Source organism: Bacillus sp. FSL M8-0063, assembly GCF_038005545.1.
Taxonomy (GTDB): Bacteria; Bacillota; Bacilli; order Bacillales; family Bacillaceae_G; genus Bacillus_A; species Bacillus_A wiedmannii.
In genome coordinates this window covers 168156-185763 of record NZ_JBBOTJ010000001.1, presented here as the reverse complement: position 1 = coordinate 185763, position 17608 = coordinate 168156, and the positions used below count along the sequence as shown (strand labels likewise).

General features: G+C 35.3%; 18 protein-coding genes and 1 pseudogene. 6 read left to right on the top strand and 13 right to left on the bottom strand.

Annotated elements, in window-relative coordinates:
• Positions 1 to 7 precede the first annotated feature (7 nt).
• Positions 8 to 274: a YfhJ family protein gene (locus tag MKX31_RS00875; RefSeq protein WP_000997857.1), complete on the bottom strand. Its 267-nt coding sequence runs from the start codon at positions 272 to 274 to the stop codon at positions 8 to 10.
• A 123-nt stretch (positions 275 to 397) separates the two neighbouring features.
• On the opposite strand from MKX31_RS00875, the gene MKX31_RS00870 reads away from it, so the two are divergent.
• Positions 398 to 556 (top strand): small, acid-soluble spore protein K, encoded by a 159-nt coding sequence (locus MKX31_RS00870; RefSeq protein WP_000517891.1) that lies wholly within the window; start codon positions 398 to 400, stop codon positions 554 to 556.
• Between the two features lie 46 nt (positions 557 to 602).
• Positions 603 to 755, top strand: a complete 153-nt coding sequence (locus MKX31_RS00865; RefSeq protein WP_000122093.1) for a YpzG family protein — start codon at positions 603 to 605, stop codon at positions 753 to 755.
• A gap of 64 nt (positions 756 to 819) precedes the next feature.
• On the opposite strand, the gene MKX31_RS00860 is transcribed toward MKX31_RS00865, so the two are convergent.
• Together MKX31_RS00860 and recX are read right to left on the bottom strand one after the other, a co-directional pair.
• Positions 820 to 1137 carry a YfhH family protein gene (locus tag MKX31_RS00860; protein ID WP_001057030.1) on the bottom strand — a complete coding sequence of 106 codons (318 nt, stop codon included), beginning with the start codon at positions 1135 to 1137 and terminating at the stop codon, positions 820 to 822.
• A 10-nt stretch (positions 1138 to 1147) separates the two neighbouring features.
• A complete protein-coding gene (gene recX / locus MKX31_RS00855; protein WP_088046950.1) occupies positions 1148 to 1960 on the bottom strand; it encodes a recombination regulator RecX in 813 nt (270 codons plus the stop codon).
• A gap of 81 nt (positions 1961 to 2041) precedes the next feature.
• Here recX and MKX31_RS00850 point away from each other — a divergent pair, with 81 nt between their 5' ends.
• The 4 genes from MKX31_RS00850 to MKX31_RS00835 all read left to right on the top strand — a co-directional run bounded on the left by MKX31_RS00850 (position 2042) and on the right by MKX31_RS00835 (position 5247).
• The gene (locus MKX31_RS00850; protein ID WP_064477265.1) at positions 2042 to 2947 is read left to right on the top strand and encodes a TIGR01777 family oxidoreductase; all 906 of its coding nucleotides are present in this window, start codon (positions 2042 to 2044) and stop codon (positions 2945 to 2947) included.
• Positions 2948 to 3087: 140 nt separating this feature from the next.
• Entirely contained in the window at positions 3088 to 4218 is a 1131-nt protein-coding gene (locus MKX31_RS00845) for an amidohydrolase (RefSeq protein WP_000698308.1), read from the top strand.
• 241 nt (positions 4219 to 4459) lie between these two features.
• The gene (locus tag MKX31_RS00840; RefSeq protein ID WP_000914737.1) at positions 4460 to 5017 is read left to right on the top strand and encodes a GNAT family N-acetyltransferase; all 558 of its coding nucleotides are present in this window, start codon (positions 4460 to 4462) and stop codon (positions 5015 to 5017) included.
• Positions 5018 to 5127: 110 nt separating this feature from the next.
• The gene (locus tag MKX31_RS00835) at positions 5128 to 5247 is read left to right on the top strand and encodes a YfhE family protein (protein WP_000358487.1); all 120 of its coding nucleotides are present in this window, start codon (positions 5128 to 5130) and stop codon (positions 5245 to 5247) included.
• 370 nt (positions 5248 to 5617) lie between these two features.
• On the opposite strand, the gene MKX31_RS00830 is transcribed toward MKX31_RS00835, so the two are convergent.
• From MKX31_RS00830 to MKX31_RS00785, 10 genes and pseudogenes are all read right to left on the bottom strand, one after another.
• Positions 5618 to 6784 carry a diglucosyl diacylglycerol synthase gene (locus tag MKX31_RS00830; protein WP_064477264.1) on the bottom strand — a complete coding sequence of 389 codons (1167 nt, stop codon included), beginning with the start codon at positions 6782 to 6784 and terminating at the stop codon, positions 5618 to 5620.
• A 412-nt stretch (positions 6785 to 7196) separates the two neighbouring features.
• On the bottom strand, positions 7197 to 7928 hold the full coding sequence (gene pflA, locus MKX31_RS00825; protein WP_000589742.1) for a pyruvate formate-lyase-activating protein: 732 nt from the start codon (positions 7926 to 7928) through the stop codon (positions 7197 to 7199).
• Positions 7929 to 7996: 68 nt separating this feature from the next.
• Positions 7997 to 10246 (bottom strand): formate C-acetyltransferase, encoded by a 2250-nt coding sequence (gene pflB / locus MKX31_RS00820; protein ID WP_098102477.1) that lies wholly within the window; start codon positions 10244 to 10246, stop codon positions 7997 to 7999.
• Positions 10247 to 10585: 339 nt separating this feature from the next.
• Complete coding sequence (locus MKX31_RS00815; protein WP_064477262.1) at positions 10586 to 12133, bottom strand: glycosyltransferase family 2 protein; 1548 nt, start codon at positions 12131 to 12133, stop codon at positions 10586 to 10588.
• Positions 12126 to 13091, bottom strand: coding sequence for an NAD-dependent epimerase/dehydratase family protein (locus MKX31_RS00810; RefSeq protein ID WP_000037030.1), 966 nt, complete (start codon positions 13089 to 13091; stop codon positions 12126 to 12128). The genes MKX31_RS00815 and MKX31_RS00810 overlap by 8 nt, the downstream gene beginning before the upstream one ends.
• On the bottom strand, positions 13088 to 14332 hold the full coding sequence (locus MKX31_RS00805; RefSeq protein ID WP_340979733.1) for a nucleotide sugar dehydrogenase: 1245 nt from the start codon (positions 14330 to 14332) through the stop codon (positions 13088 to 13090). The genes MKX31_RS00810 and MKX31_RS00805 overlap by 4 nt, the downstream gene beginning before the upstream one ends.
• On the bottom strand, positions 14322 to 15869 hold the full coding sequence (locus MKX31_RS00800; RefSeq protein ID WP_229135727.1) for a glycosyltransferase family 2 protein: 1548 nt from the start codon (positions 15867 to 15869) through the stop codon (positions 14322 to 14324). Before MKX31_RS00800 ends, MKX31_RS00805 begins: the two co-directional genes overlap by 11 nt.
• Before the next feature lie 13 nt (positions 15870 to 15882).
• The gene (locus MKX31_RS00795; RefSeq protein ID WP_098102474.1) at positions 15883 to 16077 is read right to left on the bottom strand and encodes a hypothetical protein; all 195 of its coding nucleotides are present in this window, start codon (positions 16075 to 16077) and stop codon (positions 15883 to 15885) included.
• A 16-nt stretch (positions 16078 to 16093) separates the two neighbouring features.
• Entirely contained in the window at positions 16094 to 16495 is a 402-nt protein-coding gene (locus tag MKX31_RS00790; protein WP_098102473.1) for a DUF2642 domain-containing protein, read from the bottom strand.
• A 168-nt stretch (positions 16496 to 16663) separates the two neighbouring features.
• A pseudogene (locus tag MKX31_RS00785) lies at positions 16664 to 17479 on the bottom strand (sugar ABC transporter ATP-binding protein).
• Positions 17480 to 17608 lie beyond the last annotated feature (129 nt).

Here is a 17608-nt window from a genome sequence, read left to right as displayed (position 1 = left end):
GCTTTTTTTAATGTTTCAAATGATCTTCTTGATTGATTAAATGGCTATATTTCGGATTATTTGTACGCATTTCATGAAGGCGACCTCCATGATTATTAATCCATGTTCGTACCACTTGTTCAGTCATTTCATCACCTTGATAACGACCTGATTTAGCATAAGTTGTTTGAAAGTCTTCCCACAATAATTCAACCCACGCACGAGCTTGTGCGTAAGAAAGTTTGTCATTTTTGTCTAATAGTTCTTTTGTTAATGTTTCGTGAATATCATTCATATTCCATTCTCCTTTTACCTATTTATTCCCTTAATTTCTAAAGGATAGTTTCTTCTATTTTGCACATTCTATAAGTGATACTTCTTAAAGAGGTATCAACTGATGATGAGGAGGGCGTTCGCAATGGGTAAACAAGCCGAATTTTGGTCTGAGTCAAAAAACAACAGCAAAATCGATGGTCAACCGAAAGCGAAATCACGCTTCGCTTCGAAACGACCTAACGGCACAATTAACACGCACCCACAAGAACGTATGCGTGCTGCAAATCAGCAGGAAGAATAGTACAGGTACAACCTAAAAAATTAACTTCCTACACGAGGTGATAAAGATGAGCTACCGTGATCGCTTAGATAGTCGTTCTGAATTATTTAACCATACGTGGACTCGTCCGAAACATGCAAAAGCGCAAGTTAACGGACAGACGCAACAAACCCAGTCTCTCATTATACTGGCGAATGAATGTAAAAAACGCCAATTTTAGAATCTCCTATCTCCTGTAACGCCTACCAAAAATGAAAACCAGAGAGATATTCGCTCTCTGGTTTTCATTTTTCTTGTAATAAAGAAATCGGTATTCCAATCTCTTCATTATCATTTTGCTTATGTCCCCAAGCAAATACCCCGTTGAAATACGTAATTTCAAATAATATACCAGGTTCTTCTACTAATTCATATGTCTCACCAATATGAAATTTATTGATATCAGTCATATAAGCACGAGCCATTGCCATCTTTCGCATTAATACATCGAACTCATTTACAATACCAAGCTGCTCTGCCTTTATTGCTTGCTCTTTCAAAACCCCAATTTCTTCCCTTAGCTCATGTGGTGTCATTTCACTGTAGCGCTTTGGCATATTCATCTTATTCCCCTCATCCCTCTTCACGTTTCATCTGCAAAAATATATCTATCTCATCAATAGAGAATCCTTTGCGATATAACGCTTGTTTCATCTTATTTTCAAATGTCCATCCATCATACTTCTTATATTTCTCATAATATTTATTCCCATGATAGTGTAACGCTTCTTGTTGCTGTTCGTCATCTTTTTCGTCTTTCAATTCTTCCAAACAAATTTGAATCACATCTCTAGAATATCCTTTACGAACAAGCATTTCGTCTAACTTTAGCTTCATTTGTAAAAAGGAATGCTTTTGATAAGACCTTTTCTTCTTTTCTATAAGAAGTAAAGCATTCTCAATTTGCTTTTCCTTCGGATATTCTTGTAAACTATGTGTAATGATTAGATCCTGAACACCTTTATTTAATAACTCTCTTTTAATAACAGTTGGACCCTTTCGATTCACATTACTTTGCGTTCGCGTATATAAAACAGCGTACTCTTTATCATTAATATATCGATCATGTAATAATTTCGAAACGACTTCAGAGATGACGGCCTGTCCCACTTCTTTTTTTCGTAAATAGTCTTCTACTTCTTTTTTTGTTCTCATTTGATAGGATAGATAGGAAATTGCTTGTAAATATGCTTTTTGTACCTCTTCATTGTATAAAATATTTCCTAACGCTAGTTCATCAATTTCTAACCCTTTTTGTAATCCATGTTTCATTAAGATTACTTGATCCACACTAAATCCGTATTCTTCACCTTGACCTTTATCAATATAAATATTAAACCGTTCTTTCGATCGTTTTTGCACTTCTATTTTTGTAATGACAGCCATACTCTCACCTCTCTATTATTTTAACATAGTCAAGGAACGTTTTTGCTTTTCAAGAATATATATAATGAGGAGGAAATAATTGTGAGAATCGCAATTTCTGGTGGTACCGGCTTTATCGGTAAATACCTTTCTACTTTTTTTATTCAAAAAGGATATAATGTTTACATTCTTACTCGAAACAAAACTACTGAAACTTCCCACCCTAACCTTCAGTATGTACAATGGACACCAGATTTACAAACCTTCCCCCTCTCTTCTATCGATGTAGTTATTAATCTAGCTGGAGAGTCTATTAATAGTAGATGGACAAAGAAACAAAAGGAATCCATTTTAAACAGTAGAATTCAAACAACAAAAGGACTCATTAAACAATTGCAAACACTTGGTACAAAGCCAAATACATTTATTAACGCAAGTGCTATTGGATACTATGGAACGTCTGAAACTGAGTCTTTTACAGAACAGCATGAGATTCCTGGAAATGACTTTTTAGCAAATACAGTATATTCATGGGAACAAGAAGCATCTAAAGCACGTTCTCATGGAATGCGAACAATCTACGCAAGACTTGGAGTTGTATTAGGCGCAGACGGAGGAGCTCTTCCCAAAATGCTACTCCCCTATCAATTCTATATTGGAGGTACAATTGGATCTGGAAACCAATGGTTATCATGGATTCATATAGACGATGTCGTTCGCCTAATTGATTTCATCATACACAAAGAAGAAATTGATGGTCCTTTTAACATCACAGCTCCCCTACCTATAAAAATGAAGGAATTTGGAGAAACCATTGCAACTATAATGAAAAAACCTCATTGGTTACCTGTCCCTTCATTTATGCTTCACACTTTATTGGGTGAGATGAGTATACTTGTACTCGAAGGACAACATGTATTACCTAGTAAAGCAATTGAACATGGGTATCAATACACATTTCCGGCAATAGACCATGCATTACAAAATGTACTTTCGCATACAATGTAGTACTTCTAAAACACAGTTTTACAGGGCCCCCTTTCAAAACTTTCATTTTCTAGAATCCGGAGCATTATTACACAAATAACCTTTCAGTTACTTTCCCTTAAATTCCATTAACATTGTAAAGTAACAGAAATGAGGTACCTATGAAAATATTGCTCAAACAAGCCATTGTCTATCCTATTACATCCCAAAAATTTCAAGGGGATGTACTCGTTATAGGAGAAAGAATTGCCGAGGTCAAGCCTTCCATTCAACCCACTCAAGATATGACAGTTATAGACGCTCGTGCTCTTCATCTTTTACCTGGATTTATTGATGTCCATACTCATCTTGGTCTCTATGATGAAGGTACTGGTTGGGCTGGCAATGATGCAAATGAAACATCTGAAGTTTCAACACCACATATCCGTTCTTTGGACGGAATCCACCCTTTTGATATTGCATTTCAAGATGCTGTACAAAACGGAATCACAACTGTTCACGTTATGCCAGGAAGTCAAAACATTATCGGTGGTACGACTTGTGTAATAAAAACAGCTGGAACTTGTATTGATCATATGATTATTCAAGAACCTGCCGGCTTAAAGATTGCCTTTGGAGAAAATCCTAAAAAGGTCCATAGTAATGGAACAAAAGAATCCATAACACGTATGGGAATTATGGGGTTACTTCGGGAATCATTCTATGAAGCACAGCACTACGGACATGAAGCTGATTTTCGAATGCTTCCTATCTTAAAAGCATTACGCCGCGAAATACCTGTACGTATCCACGCTCACCGAGCAGATGATATTAGTTCTGCTCTACGCTTTGCAACAGAGTTCAATCTCGATTTACGCATTGAACATTGTACAGAAGGACACTTTATTGTTGAAGAGCTTTCGAAACACAATTTGAAGGTTTCAGTTGGCCCCACTCTTACACGCCGTTCTAAAATCGAACTTAAAAACAAAACATGGGATACTTACCATATATTATCGAAAAATGGAGTGGAAGTTTCTATAACAACAGATCACCCTTATACACCAATTCAATATTTAAATGTTTGTGCTGCTGTCGCAGTAAGAGAAGGATTAGACGAAAAAACTGCACTAGAAGGAATCACTATATTTCCAGCACGAAATTTACGTTTAGAGGATAGAATTGGAAGCATTGAGGTTGGAAAAGACGCTGATCTCGTGTTATGGACTCATCATCCTTTCCATTATTTAGCCAAGCCTGTACTAACCATGATTGACGGAAAAATAATTTACAAAAAAAATAAAAAAAACTAGTTTATTTTTTTGACTAGATAAAGTATTATACGATTATAAACTGAATGAAACCATAATCAATTTGTGTCGTGATTATCATTTTCAAATTGATGAATGGGGAAGGCAAATGGTGCGCCACCAGCGTTAGAAACTGGTTCTAGTGGGTTCGATTCCCACCCCGAAATTTTTTAAAGATTGATATAAAAATTTCGAGGGTGGGGTGTTTTTTCGTCATGCTACCCTCGTGTGAGGAGGAGTTAGTATGTTGAAAAAACGCGACTTACACGACAGCCACGTTCTATACGAGTTAATGGTGGACCCAGCTGTCTTCCCTTTTGTGCGTCAAAAGGCTTATTCTTATGAGGAGTATTTATTTTTAACGAAACAAACGATTGAAGCTGAAGAGCGTGGGGAATTAATTTCACGCACAATTTTAGATGAATGGGGTAACCCTATCGGAACAATTACTTTATTTGATGTGCAAGAAAAAGCCGGATTTCTCGGAACATGGCTTGGCAAACCCTATCATGGAAAAGGCTATAATAAATTGGCGAAAGATTCATTTTTTAGTGAACTTTTCTATGAATTAGATATTGAAACAATCTTTATGCGTATTCGTAAAATAAATATTCGTTCTATTAAAGCTGCCGAAAAACTACAATATGTAAATCTAGCAAACGAAACAAGAAAAGCCGTTTATGATGAAATTAACGCAAATGAAGAAGTATATAACTTATATGAAATCCCAAAAGATCAATATACACTTGCTACAATGCGAGATACAACGTTCCAAGATGCTCACCAATTAAAAGAAGCGTAATCTAAATTTTTAGAAAAGATAATTAATCATTAACATTTTGCCATATACGTATATCACCCCATGTCTTTGGAAACGATAGATAGTGACTTTAGGACACGAGGTGATTTGTAATGGATAAAAAGAAACGTGACAAAACAAAAAACACATTATCTAGTACACAAGAAGTTCTCTACCAACGAGAATTTCGCAAAGCAGATCGCGCAGCGGGTTATCGCTCGAAAAGTATTTAAAGTGAGAATGAATAATTAGACGTTTTCCCCCCTAATTATTCATTCTCATTACATATTTTTTCTACGTGATAGAATAGACAAAAAAGGTTCCTTATAAATAAGGAACCTTTTTTGTGTGGATAACGTTATCCACACAATTTATAGAATTGTGAATAAATTCAACAAACCCTTCACAAGTTTATATGTTGTGACGCATAGTAAATGTTAGAATTGTGGATAGTTTTCTAAAAATTGTGGATAATGTGGATATAGTTGTTAATATTTCGACTTTACTGTTTAATGAAAGCGTAATCTTCATGTGGATAAGTTACCACTTTATCTTATAAAACAATAAAGAACCCTCTTTAAACATATAAAAGAGGGTTTCATATTAAGTAAATAATTGTGCAAGAGCAGGTGATTTAATAGGTATATGATTCGGTTCTACATGGTTTTCTGTCAAAATTGTATCCACAATATGACCAGCTGGCTCCGGACGATAAATGCTTTTCATCGCTTCTTTCATTTGAAGAAGCTTCATATCATCTTGCAATAACGCCTCTGTCTTTGCAAAAACCTCACTATCATCACGAATGACAACTGCAGCGCCTTTTCTTTCAAAGTACATCGCATTTTCATTTTCTTGTCCTGGAACAGGTTTATATAAAATGACAGGTACTTGCAATGCTGCCGCTTCACTTAACGTAATACCGCCCGGCTTCGTAATCATACAAGAAGTAACACGGAATAATTCATCGATATTTTCAACATAACCAAATACTTTTAATGCATCAGGATTTTTTTCCTGAACCCCTAATAAATCCTGTTTTAACGCTTCATTTTTTCCACAAACGACAACTACTTGTAAATCAGGTACTGACATAAATGATTGGCATAGTTCTTTTACACTTCCTAATACCCCATGAGCACCTGCTACAATTAGTAAAATCTTTTTATTCTTACATAACTGATATTTATTATATATAATGTCTGGATTGATCTTCAGCTCAAAACTACTACGAATCGGAATTCCAGTTTCAACAATTTGCTCCGCGGGCACACCAATATCAATCATAATTTTTTTTACGTGATCAGTTGCTACAAAATAACGATCTACTTCCCGATGAATCCATATTTTGTGCACACAAAAATCCGTTAATACGTTATACACAGGAATTGAAATACCTGTTTGCTTTTTTAACTCTGGTACAGCTATGATCGGAAAAGTATTAATAACAATATCCGGTTTCTCTGCTTGTAAAAGTAATTTCAAACGTTTTCTTCCAAAATTCGCATACCAAGATGCTATTTTTTTATCATAAATTTTTTCTACGCCATAATAAAACAAGCGGTATAATTCTTTTCCTATTGTATAACTTTTTAAATATAAATATTTTGTAATATCGGTTATAACTGGATGTGATTCTCCGAACAAATCGCATACAATTACATCTTTAATTCCTTTTTGGCGAAATGTTTGTTCTAATGTTTTCGCTACTTGCACATGACCATTACCGTAATGTGCAGTTAATATTAAAACCTTGGGGTTTTTTATCAAACAAATCCACTCCTAGCTTATTGTTTCTCCATATTGCATATACGACAATAGGAAAAACATTTTCCTTAAAAATTACATAAACAGATTCTAATACTTCTCTTTCAGCTATGTACCTGTCGTGGATATGCAAAGCATATAAGATTGACCCCTTAATCCTATCTGTGCTCATATCTTTACATTATACTTTCCTATAAGAGCTTTCGCAATAACTTACAAATGTTCTCTATTCCATGATACTCACTCTTTTACTTCTTAATTCTTTTTACTATTTTGATTTCCCTTTACAATTATGTAAATTTCTCCACTTATTCCTTACAAAAATATGGATATTCTATTTTCAGTATACTCTTTTCTATATACATACTCTAGGTTTTATTGTAAAGAAAGCAAAAAGCCTAATCCAATATTTGGATTAGACTGCTTGTAAAATATGTCTTGCTTGCTCTACATTTTTTTCAGTAGGTGGTTCTACATTCGCAAGTGGATACTTATGCCCAAGTGCCTCCCATTTATATACACCAAGCTTATGATATGGTAGCACTTCAACCTTCTGAACATTAGACAGGCTTTGAATAAAGCTAGATAATTTTTGTAGATCCTCTTCATTATCCGTAACACCAGGAACTAATACGTGTCTTACCCAAATTGGTTTATTTTTATCCGATAAATAACGAGCAAATTGTAAAATATGTTCATTTGGTTTCCCTGTTAATTTACGGTGTTTCTTTGAATCAATATGTTTCAAATCCAATAAAACTAAATCTGTGTAATCCATTAAAATATCTAGCTTATTTTGGAATTCTGGTTCTTCAGAATAACAACCACCCGAAGAATCAATTGTTGTATGGATTCCAACTTCCTTACATTTCTTAAATAATTCAATTAAGAAATCTAGCTGTAATAATGGTTCACCACCACTAACTGTTATACCGCCTCCAGAAGCTTCAATAAAAGGAAGGTAACATGTCACATCCTGCATTACTTCTTCAACTGTTATTTCTTTTCCTTTACCGATCTCCCACGTATCAGCATTATGACAGTATTGACAACGTAATAAACACCCTTGTGTAAATATGACATAACGAATTCCTGGGCCATCAACAGTACCACAAGACTCTACAGAATGAATTCTTCCTTTTATCATGTTACTTCCTCCTTTATTGAAGCAGCCTCCCTCTGCTATTTATAAAAAGCAGAGGGACACTTTTTCACTTACATACTTTCATGCATTGTACGATTAATTACATCGATTTGTTGTTCACGAGTTAATTTAATAAAGTTTACAGCGTAACCAGATACGCGAATTGTTAATTGTGGATATTTCTCAGGATGTTCCATCGCATCCATTAATGTTTCACGATTAAATACGTTAATATTTAAGTGATGGCCTTCTTTTACTGCATAACCATCAAGCATTGATACTAAGTTACGTACTTGTACATCATCTTCTTTACCAAGTGCTTTTGGAATAATAGAGAATGTATTAGAAATACCATCTTGTGCATCTTCATATGGTAATTTAGCTACAGATAATAATGAAGCTAATGCACCTTTTGTATCACGGCCATGCATTGGGTTCGCACCTGGTGCAAATGGTTCTCCAGTACGGCGACCATCTGGAGTGTTACCAGTTTTCTTACCGTATACAACGTTAGATGTGATTGTTAAGATCGACATTGTATGAACAGAATTTCTGTATGTTTTATGTTTACGAAGTTTATTCATAAATGTTTTTACAAGATTTACAGCGATTTCATCTACACGGTCATCATTGTTACCGTATTTAGGGAAATCTCCTTCGATTTCAAAGTCAACTGCAATACCGTTTTCATCACGAATTGGTTTTACTTTTGCGTGTTTAATTGCACTTAACGAGTCTGCTACTACAGATAGACCCGCGATACCTGTTGCCATTGTACGAAGAACATTTGTATCATGAAGTGCCATTTCAATACGTTCGTAGCTATATTTATCATGCATGTAATGAATAACATTTAATGTGTTTAAATATAGACCCGCTAACCATTCCATTGTCATATCAAACTTATGCATAACTTCTTCATAATCTAATACTTCAGAAGTAATAGGTGCGTACTCAGGACCAACTTGTGCTTTAGATTTTTCATCTTTACCACCGTTAATCGCATATAGTAATGCTTTTGCTAAGTTTGCACGTGCGCCGAAGAATTGCATTTGTTTACCAATTCTCATTGCAGATACACAACAAGCAATTCCGTAGTCATCACCGTAGTCAGCACGCATAATGTCATCATTTTCATATTGAATTGCTGATGTTTTAATAGACATTTTTGCACAGTAGTTTTTAAAGTTCTGCGGTAATTGTTTAGACCAAAGAACTGTTAAGTTTGGTTCTGGAGCTGGTCCTAAATTATCTAATGTATGCAAGAAACGGAATGAGTTCTTTGTTACTAATGCACGTCCATCTAATGCCATACCACCGATAGACTCAGTTACCCAAGTTGGATCACCAGAGAATAATTCATTATAATCAGGTGTTCTTGCAAATTTCACAAGACGTAATTTCATAATGAAGTGATCCACTATTTCTTGTACTTCTTCTTCTGTCAAAGTACCATTTGCTAAATCTCTTTCAATATAAATATCTAAGAATGTAGAAGTACGTCCAAGACTCATTGCAGCTCCATTTTGCTCTTTAATCGCTGCAAGATATGCGAAGTATAACCATTGGAATGCTTCTTGTGTATTTTTTGCAGGCTTAGAAATATCAAAGCCATGAGAAGCAGCCATTTGTTTTAACTCTTGAAGTGCACGCATTTGCTCAGATAACTCTTCGCGTAAACGCATTGTATCTTCGCTCATTACACCGCCAGTTAAATTCAAATCAGCTTTTTTCACTTCAATTAAATGATCAATACCATATAATGCTACGCGTCGGTAGTCACCGATAATACGTCCACGTCCGTATGCATCTGGAAGACCAGTAATTACACCTGATTTACGAGCCGCTTTCATTTCTGGTGTATATGCATCAAATACACCTTGATTATGCGTTTTTCTCCAGTCTCTGAAAATACTGCTAAGTTCTTTATCCATTTCGTATCCATAAGATTCACAAGCTTGTTCCGCCATACGAATACCACCATATGGTTGTAAAGAACGTTTAAATGGTTTTTCAGTTTGGAAACCAACTACTTTTTCAATATCTTTATTTAAATATCCTGGTTCATGTGATGTAATAGAAGAAACAATTTTTGTATCCATATCAAGAACGCCACCGTTTTCACGTTCTTTCGTTGTTAAATCCATTACTTGATCCCAAAGTTGTTTCGTTGCTTCAGTTGCTCCCGCTAAGAAAGATTCATCCCCTTCGAAAACGTTTACATTATTTAAAATGAAATCGCGAACATCAATCTCTGCTTTCCATTTTTCACCTTTAAAGTTTTCCCATGCGTTTTTAACATTTTCTAATACTTGAGTCATCCTAATCTCCTCCATTTTTGATTAGTACAGGACTAAGATTTTTTATATAACAGCTTACACACTTAGAATACTACTTTTTTGCTAAAGTGAACGAAATAGTTGTGACATGTTTGTGAAAAGTTGAGCAAACTACTATATGCGTAGTGTTAACTTCACTTAAAAGTCTTTATAATTAACCCTTTCCTTAATTGTATTTTTTTGGTATCCTTATATACGAGTCCTATTTTGTAATATAAGAACAATACCCATTGTAGAGCTGTAATACTCTTATCTCCTAATCTGTTATAGTTTTTATAACAGAACAAAAAAGTGTACATATGTTGTACACTTTTTTTGTTACTACTCTAAAACATCTCTTTTTCTATTCCCATCATAGAATCCACCACGGCTGCCTTCTAATACAATTAATTGCTCTAATCCTTCTATATGATCACCTATAATTCGCAAAACAGCTGGAGGATGACCTATTTTTGCAAAATGTTCACTGGGACGAATGCGATTCATCTTATCGACCTCTACACGACTTACACACGCAATTTCGAATCCTGACAGAATAGCTTTCACTTGGGCTACACAAGGTGACAGTAAAGATCTATACCCGATTTCTTTCAAACACTTACGGCTAAACGCATTCGGTACAGCGATAAGAGAGCCTACTCCTAAATCTTTTCTATCACAAGCTAAATTTAATGCATATTTAAATGCAGTTACAAGATGAAGCGGTACTCTTAAATCTAAATAATGATTTAGATCATTTAATGCGACATCCATTCCATCTGCAATAGCTTTTGCAAATGGATATAGCTCACTAGCTGGAATAACAAAATCACCGTCTATAAATAACACAATTTCTCCTTTGGCGAAATAAGTTCCAAGTGAACGCCCCACATCGTTACCCAGTGCTTCTTTATATACAATTGTTGTTGCTCCCTTGTCTTTTGCAATCGTTGCTGTTTTATCAGATGAACCATTTACAACAACGATAATTTCAAAAGGTTCAATTTTGCGAAGCTCTTCTATTACGTTTCCAATTGTTTTCTCTTCATCTTGTACAGGAATAATGACCGATAATTGCTTTCCTTTATACAACTTAGATGTAACGCCCCATCCTTGATAAAAATCTTCGAAACTTAAAGTATGATAGACACACTCTCTTTTCCTATTTCCATCATAATACCCTCCGCGCTCATCACTGCCTACTATTCGCTCCGCTACAGCTTCTATATGATCACCTATCATCCGTTTTTCAGATTGAGAAAGACCCGTTCCATACGCAGCATGCTCGGTTGGCCGAAATTTATTCGGCGTAATAACGTCAATTGCACAATGACGACTCATTCTCCATTTGCTTTGTACTAGGCGTAAATGAGCTACAATAGGATTAACGAAACATTCATATCCAATGCTTTGAACAACTTCTTTCGTCAACGCATGAGGTACAGATAATAAAGAATCAATTTTTAACTCTTCACGCTCTAACATTGCATTTAATATTTGGCGCCATACTGTCACAGAGTGCGGTTTTTGTTTCTTTAAAAATAATGCGTCCAAATTATTTAAAACGATGTCGGCTTGATCATGTAAAATTGGATTCAGGAATAATTGTAATTTTGAAGTTTGAATAGCAAAATCTCCATCTATAAATAGTAATACATCACCTATCGCATGTTTTGCACCAACCGCACGGCCAACATCATTCCCTAGTAGCTCTGTATACTTGATTACTTTACACCCTAAACGATCAGCAACCTCTTCTGTACCATCATCACAACCGTTTGCTACTACAATAACCTCTACTGGATTCAATCCTTTTACCGATTGAATAACGTCTGAAATCGTATCCGCTTCATTACATACAGGTATAATAACCGACAGCGACTTAGCCATTGTTTTCTTCACGAAACCATTTAATAGTTTCTTTCAATCCTTGTTCCCACGTTACTGTCGCTTGAAACTGCACAAGTTCTTTTAATTTCGTTACATCTGGTCTTCTATTTGGAATTTCTTCAAAACCATGTGGATATACCTCTTCGAAAGGAACTTGGACAATCTTTGAAGAAGATTTCGTTAGCTTTTTAATTACTTCTGCTACTTCTTTTATACTCTTTTCGTTCTCAGAACCTATATTAATAATCTCACCATTTACCTTCTCATCCATTGCTCGAATCGTTGCCTCTACCGCATCACTTACATACGTAAAGCAACGTGTCTGCTTTCCATCTCCATATACGAGAATGTCTTCTCCTTGTAGGGCTGCACTGATAAATCGTGGGATTACCCCTGCATACGGACCATCTTTCGCTCTTGGACCATAAATATTAAAATAACGAACAATCGTTACCGGTAAACCTTCTAATGCGTAGCCTAAACATAATGTTTCTTCTAACGTTTTACACACTGCATAACTCCAACGTATTTTAGAAGTTGCCCCGTATAATCGATCCCCCTCTTCAGAAAAGGGTGGGTTTGCCTTACCATATACTTCTGAAGTAGACGCAAAGACTACTTTCTTCTTTCCTTTTAGCGCTGCTTGTAAAATGTTTCTCGTTCCATCAAAATTCGTTTCAATAAGCTCTATACTCTTTTCCATTGTCGTTTTCACACCTAAAATTGCTGCTAAATGAAACACTACATCATGTTGATTTACTAATTCATAAATAGAATTTTTATCTAAAACGCTTATTGGAATAACCCGAATTTCTTTCATTAACTCATCATGATATTTATTTTTTCCTTTATAGAAGTTATCCACAATCGTGACTTCATTTCCTCTTTTCACCAATTCTTCGGCTAGATGCGATCCAATGAATCCTGCTCCACCTGTAATTAAACATTTCTTACTCATACACTCACCTTCTTTATAATTCCACGTGTATCTATTACTCGCTTCATTCCTTTAAAAAGCTTCCAATCGATATTAGAGTGATCAGTTAAAATTAAAATACAATCCGCTTGTTTAATGACTTGTTCATCCAAAGAAACAGATTGGTACAACTTATCTCCAAATTTTGTAGAAGAAATATATGGATCGTGATATTCTATCTCATATCCTTCTTTTATTAACAATTCAATAATTGGTAAAGCCGGTGATTCTCTCAAATCATTTACATCTTTCTTATACGCAATTCCTACAATTAAAACTGATGCAGGTGATTGCACCATGCCTTTTACTTTCCGGACTATTTTCTCTGGCATTTCTTCATTAATCACATGTGCTGCTTCAATTAATTTACTAATTGTCCCATTCTTTTTTATTCTCCATTGGAAATATAAAGGATCTACTGGAATACAATGTCCCCCTATTCCTGGTCCTGGCCAATATGGGGTAAATCCAAACGGTTTTGTAGATGCAGCTTCAAGCGCCTCATAAAAATCAATTCCTAAACTTTCACATAGTGTGTTTAACTCATTTACTAATGAAATGTTGACTAGGCGCTGAATATTTTCAAATAACTTACACATTTCCGCTACTTTTGGAGAGCTAACAGGAACGACTACATCGAAAATTGTGCTATATAAATCCTGTACCTTTTGTTTGCACTGTTCAGTTTGTCCACTAATAACCTTTGGAATATCCTGAACGGAATATTGACTATTTGCTGGATCAATTCTCTCAGGAGAATATCCGATATAGAAATCTTCTCCTACCTTTTGGCCGCCTTGAGAAACAATCGGAATAATAACTTCCTCGAGCGTACCTTGATATGTGGAGCTTTCGAAAATGAAGGTTTGTCCTTTTTGAAGGTTTTGTTGTATATAATGCGAAGCTGAAATGAGGGCACTTAAGTCTGGTTCTCTTTGTTCATTAATTGGAGTCGGGACAGTGACAATAACATAATCACTATTTTGAAAATCAGCAATACCTTGATCCGGTGTATTTACTATTAATTTTTTTTTAGCCAATAAACTTTGTAACAATTTAGAAGAAACATCCGGAATATAACTTTCTCCTTTTACAATTGATTCTATTTTTCTAGTATCTTTATCTAATCCAAGTACTGTATGTCCTCTCTCTGCAAAATGGACTGCCAAAGGAAGGCCAACATATCCTAATCCGATAATGGCAACTGTACTACTAACATTCATTTGTATTCTCTTCTTCCTTTCTCAATTGTTGAATTATATTTCTATCCCGCTCTCCATCTGTAAAACTCCCGCGTTCGTCTGTGGATTGTAATAAATGTGCAATCGCCTCAAGTTGATCACCGAAAATACGGTCAAATGCCGGAATACGTCCATTTACAAATCCATGTTGCTCTGGGCGTACTCGATTTGTTTTTATTACATCCACAAATTCTACTGCTGTAATAGAAAATCCCTCCAAAATAGCTTTCATTTGAGCTAATGGAGGAATAACGAGAGAGTCATATCCTATTTGTTCTATTACCTTTTTATGCATAGCATGTGGTACTGCCGTTAATGAGTTATTCCATAAATCTGGTCGTTTTGCTACTAAATTCACAAAATATTTCCCCATGCTAATTGGATCTGCCGGATGAAACATATCTAATAAACACTGTAAGTCATTTAATGCCACATCATACCCATCTTCAATAGCATGTAAAAATGGAATTAGTTTTTTTCCCGGAATAACAAAATCACCATCGACAAATAAACAAATATCGGCCGTGGCATGCATAGCGCCTATCGCTCGGGCCACATTATGCCCGAGAGCCTCCTCGAATTCAATAACGATCACATTCTCTAACTTTGCTTGTTTACTTGTCTCAATATCAGCTCCATTCGCAACCACTATAATTTCATCTACACCTGCTTTTTTTACTTCTTGTATAACAGACCTTATCGTCATTTTCTCTTCTGATACGGGGATGATCGCACTATATTTCGCTTTTTTCTTTTGTAATACAACTGGTTTATACTTTCCTATAAACCCTCTATCCCTATTTCCTTCCGAAAAACCACCACGCTTACCATATATTTCGATTACGTATTGCAGAGCACGTAAATGATCTCCCATAATACGACTAGTCGCTTTCGGATAAGGCGAATCGGGTGATGTACCAGTATGCACAGGACGCACTTTATTTGTATGAATAACATCGACCGAAGCCGTATCGACAATATCTACTCCTCTAGACATCGCCATCGCTTGAAACAGCGCTGGATCTGCTAAATTCCACCAACCAAATTTCTGAATAACTTCCCTACTCATTGCATGTGGAATTGCGATTAAAGATCCAACAACAAAATCTTTTTTATTCAAATAACGATTCAACATACACTTGCCAACTGTCGTATAATGCGGTCTCATCTTTAAATAAACGGACCATGTTAAATTATTCACAAAAATTTGGTGGCCTTGCTGAATTCCTTTTACGAAACGTTGCAACTCTTTGCTATCAATGACGATATCACCATCTAAAAACAAAACAATGTCACCTTTCGCTTCTCTTGCTCCGATTGCCCGTCCAACATCATTGCCAAGAGAATAGTGATAATAAATGACATGGCAATGATGTTGTAACGCTATTTCTTTTGTCCCATCTGTCGATCCATTATCAACTACGATAATTTCATAAGGTTCGAGCTTCTCCACTTCTACTAAAACTTGTGATAAAGTACTCGCTTCATTATGTGCTGGAATAACAACTGATACTCTCATATTTGTATCACGCTTACCCTTCCAAGCGAACATAAGCAATAATAGGAGTACGCACAACTACATCTTCCGGTGTTCCATAAGAAGGAGAAGTACGAACACTTACTGCCCCATCTGTCACAGATAACAGAATACCTGCAACAATTTCAACAGCTGTCACAACTTGCACTAACTCACCAACATGGTTACGCAATTCATCAGTAAATAACATATATAAATCTCCTTTCTTACGCTTCTTTAATTGATATAATACTTGTAAATGGTACTAAAACTTCAGTTCCGATTCCTTCTTGCAGTGTTAAGAAATCATCACCAACTGCTACAATCACACCTGTTAGCTGTCCAACCGTCACAGTAATTTCGACGTTTTTACCTAAATATTGCTTTGCAATTTCTTTAAACGGTGATGTATTACATTCTTTTAATATGTTACAAATAATAGATTGAAATTGACTTGATTCAATAAATTCTTCCGTAGCTTTCTTTGAATTTCTTTGAATAAACCTTGCAAAGTTTTGCGAAAATAAAATTCGTTCCACAGCAGGTAATAATTTGTCATCTAAAAAATAGCCTAATTGTCTATTAAATAATCGAGATAATTTATGCCAATATTTTTTGAACAGACACATATACTTCTCCTCCTATTATTTTTTAAAGTTTAAAAATTACATCCATACATCTTAATGTATACAGAGCAGGCTTTTTTTGTGATAGGTAAGGCATACATTTTCAAAGAAACAATCTTTTCTAGTCACCTAAAAAAGATAGATGGTATCCCATCTATCTTTTTGTATATTTTAATTTTTAATTGTAACTATCGCAGAGACACTGTAATAAACCGCTCGTGGTAATTCTGCCTGCTCACTTATAGAAGCTGTAACAAGTGAACCACCACTTACCGAGAAATACTTAACAGCTTCTAAAGGAATACCATCTTCTTTTACATCAATATGCGTTCCATCTCGCCAATCTATTTTCTGCATTGTTGCTGAAAGGTCCCCAGTCACTTTACCAAATTCTTTACCATCCATCCCTAAAAAGATTCATTCCCACTTTGTTAAACTTAGTACTTGTTTCAACTCTCCAATTTTCTTTCCATCTACATTAGAAAAAGTATAGAAATTGCGTAATCCCTTCTCCTTTTGAACACGCAATAATTTTTCTCCCGAGTGATTATACAAATAAAATTGTTGCTTATGTAGTCCCTTAAAAAGAAACGAAAGTACAGCTTGCCATACACGTTGAATAACCAAATCATACTCTTCTTTTAAAAATCCTAATGCACTGCCATCTAATCCAAAGTACGTTATTACTTGAAATACCCCTACCTCTTTGCGAACAACAAATTTTTTTTGCTCAAATAATTCAGAAGTCTCTATATTATAATTTTCCTGTTTAAGCATTTTTGACCTTCGTTTTTCCATAAAACTATATATTAATAATCCAAATGCTGGTAGTACAACACTTATTAATTTCAGATTTTCTTTCTCCGAAGTGAACAGCCTTCCTTTTTTATATTCCATCACTAATACAATTGCGACGATAATCCATACAATGACAGATACAAAAAATATGCGTTTTGCATTACGTGCGTGATGCTTATGTATACTCATGTCCCTCCCCCCTTTTCCATTTATCCCGCATTAACTGGCAGTAAGGCCCCCACTGATTAAAGTTTCACTTTATTTCATTATCTCATTGCCCCCTACACTTCCTCAATAAAAAAAGACCATCCAATAGGA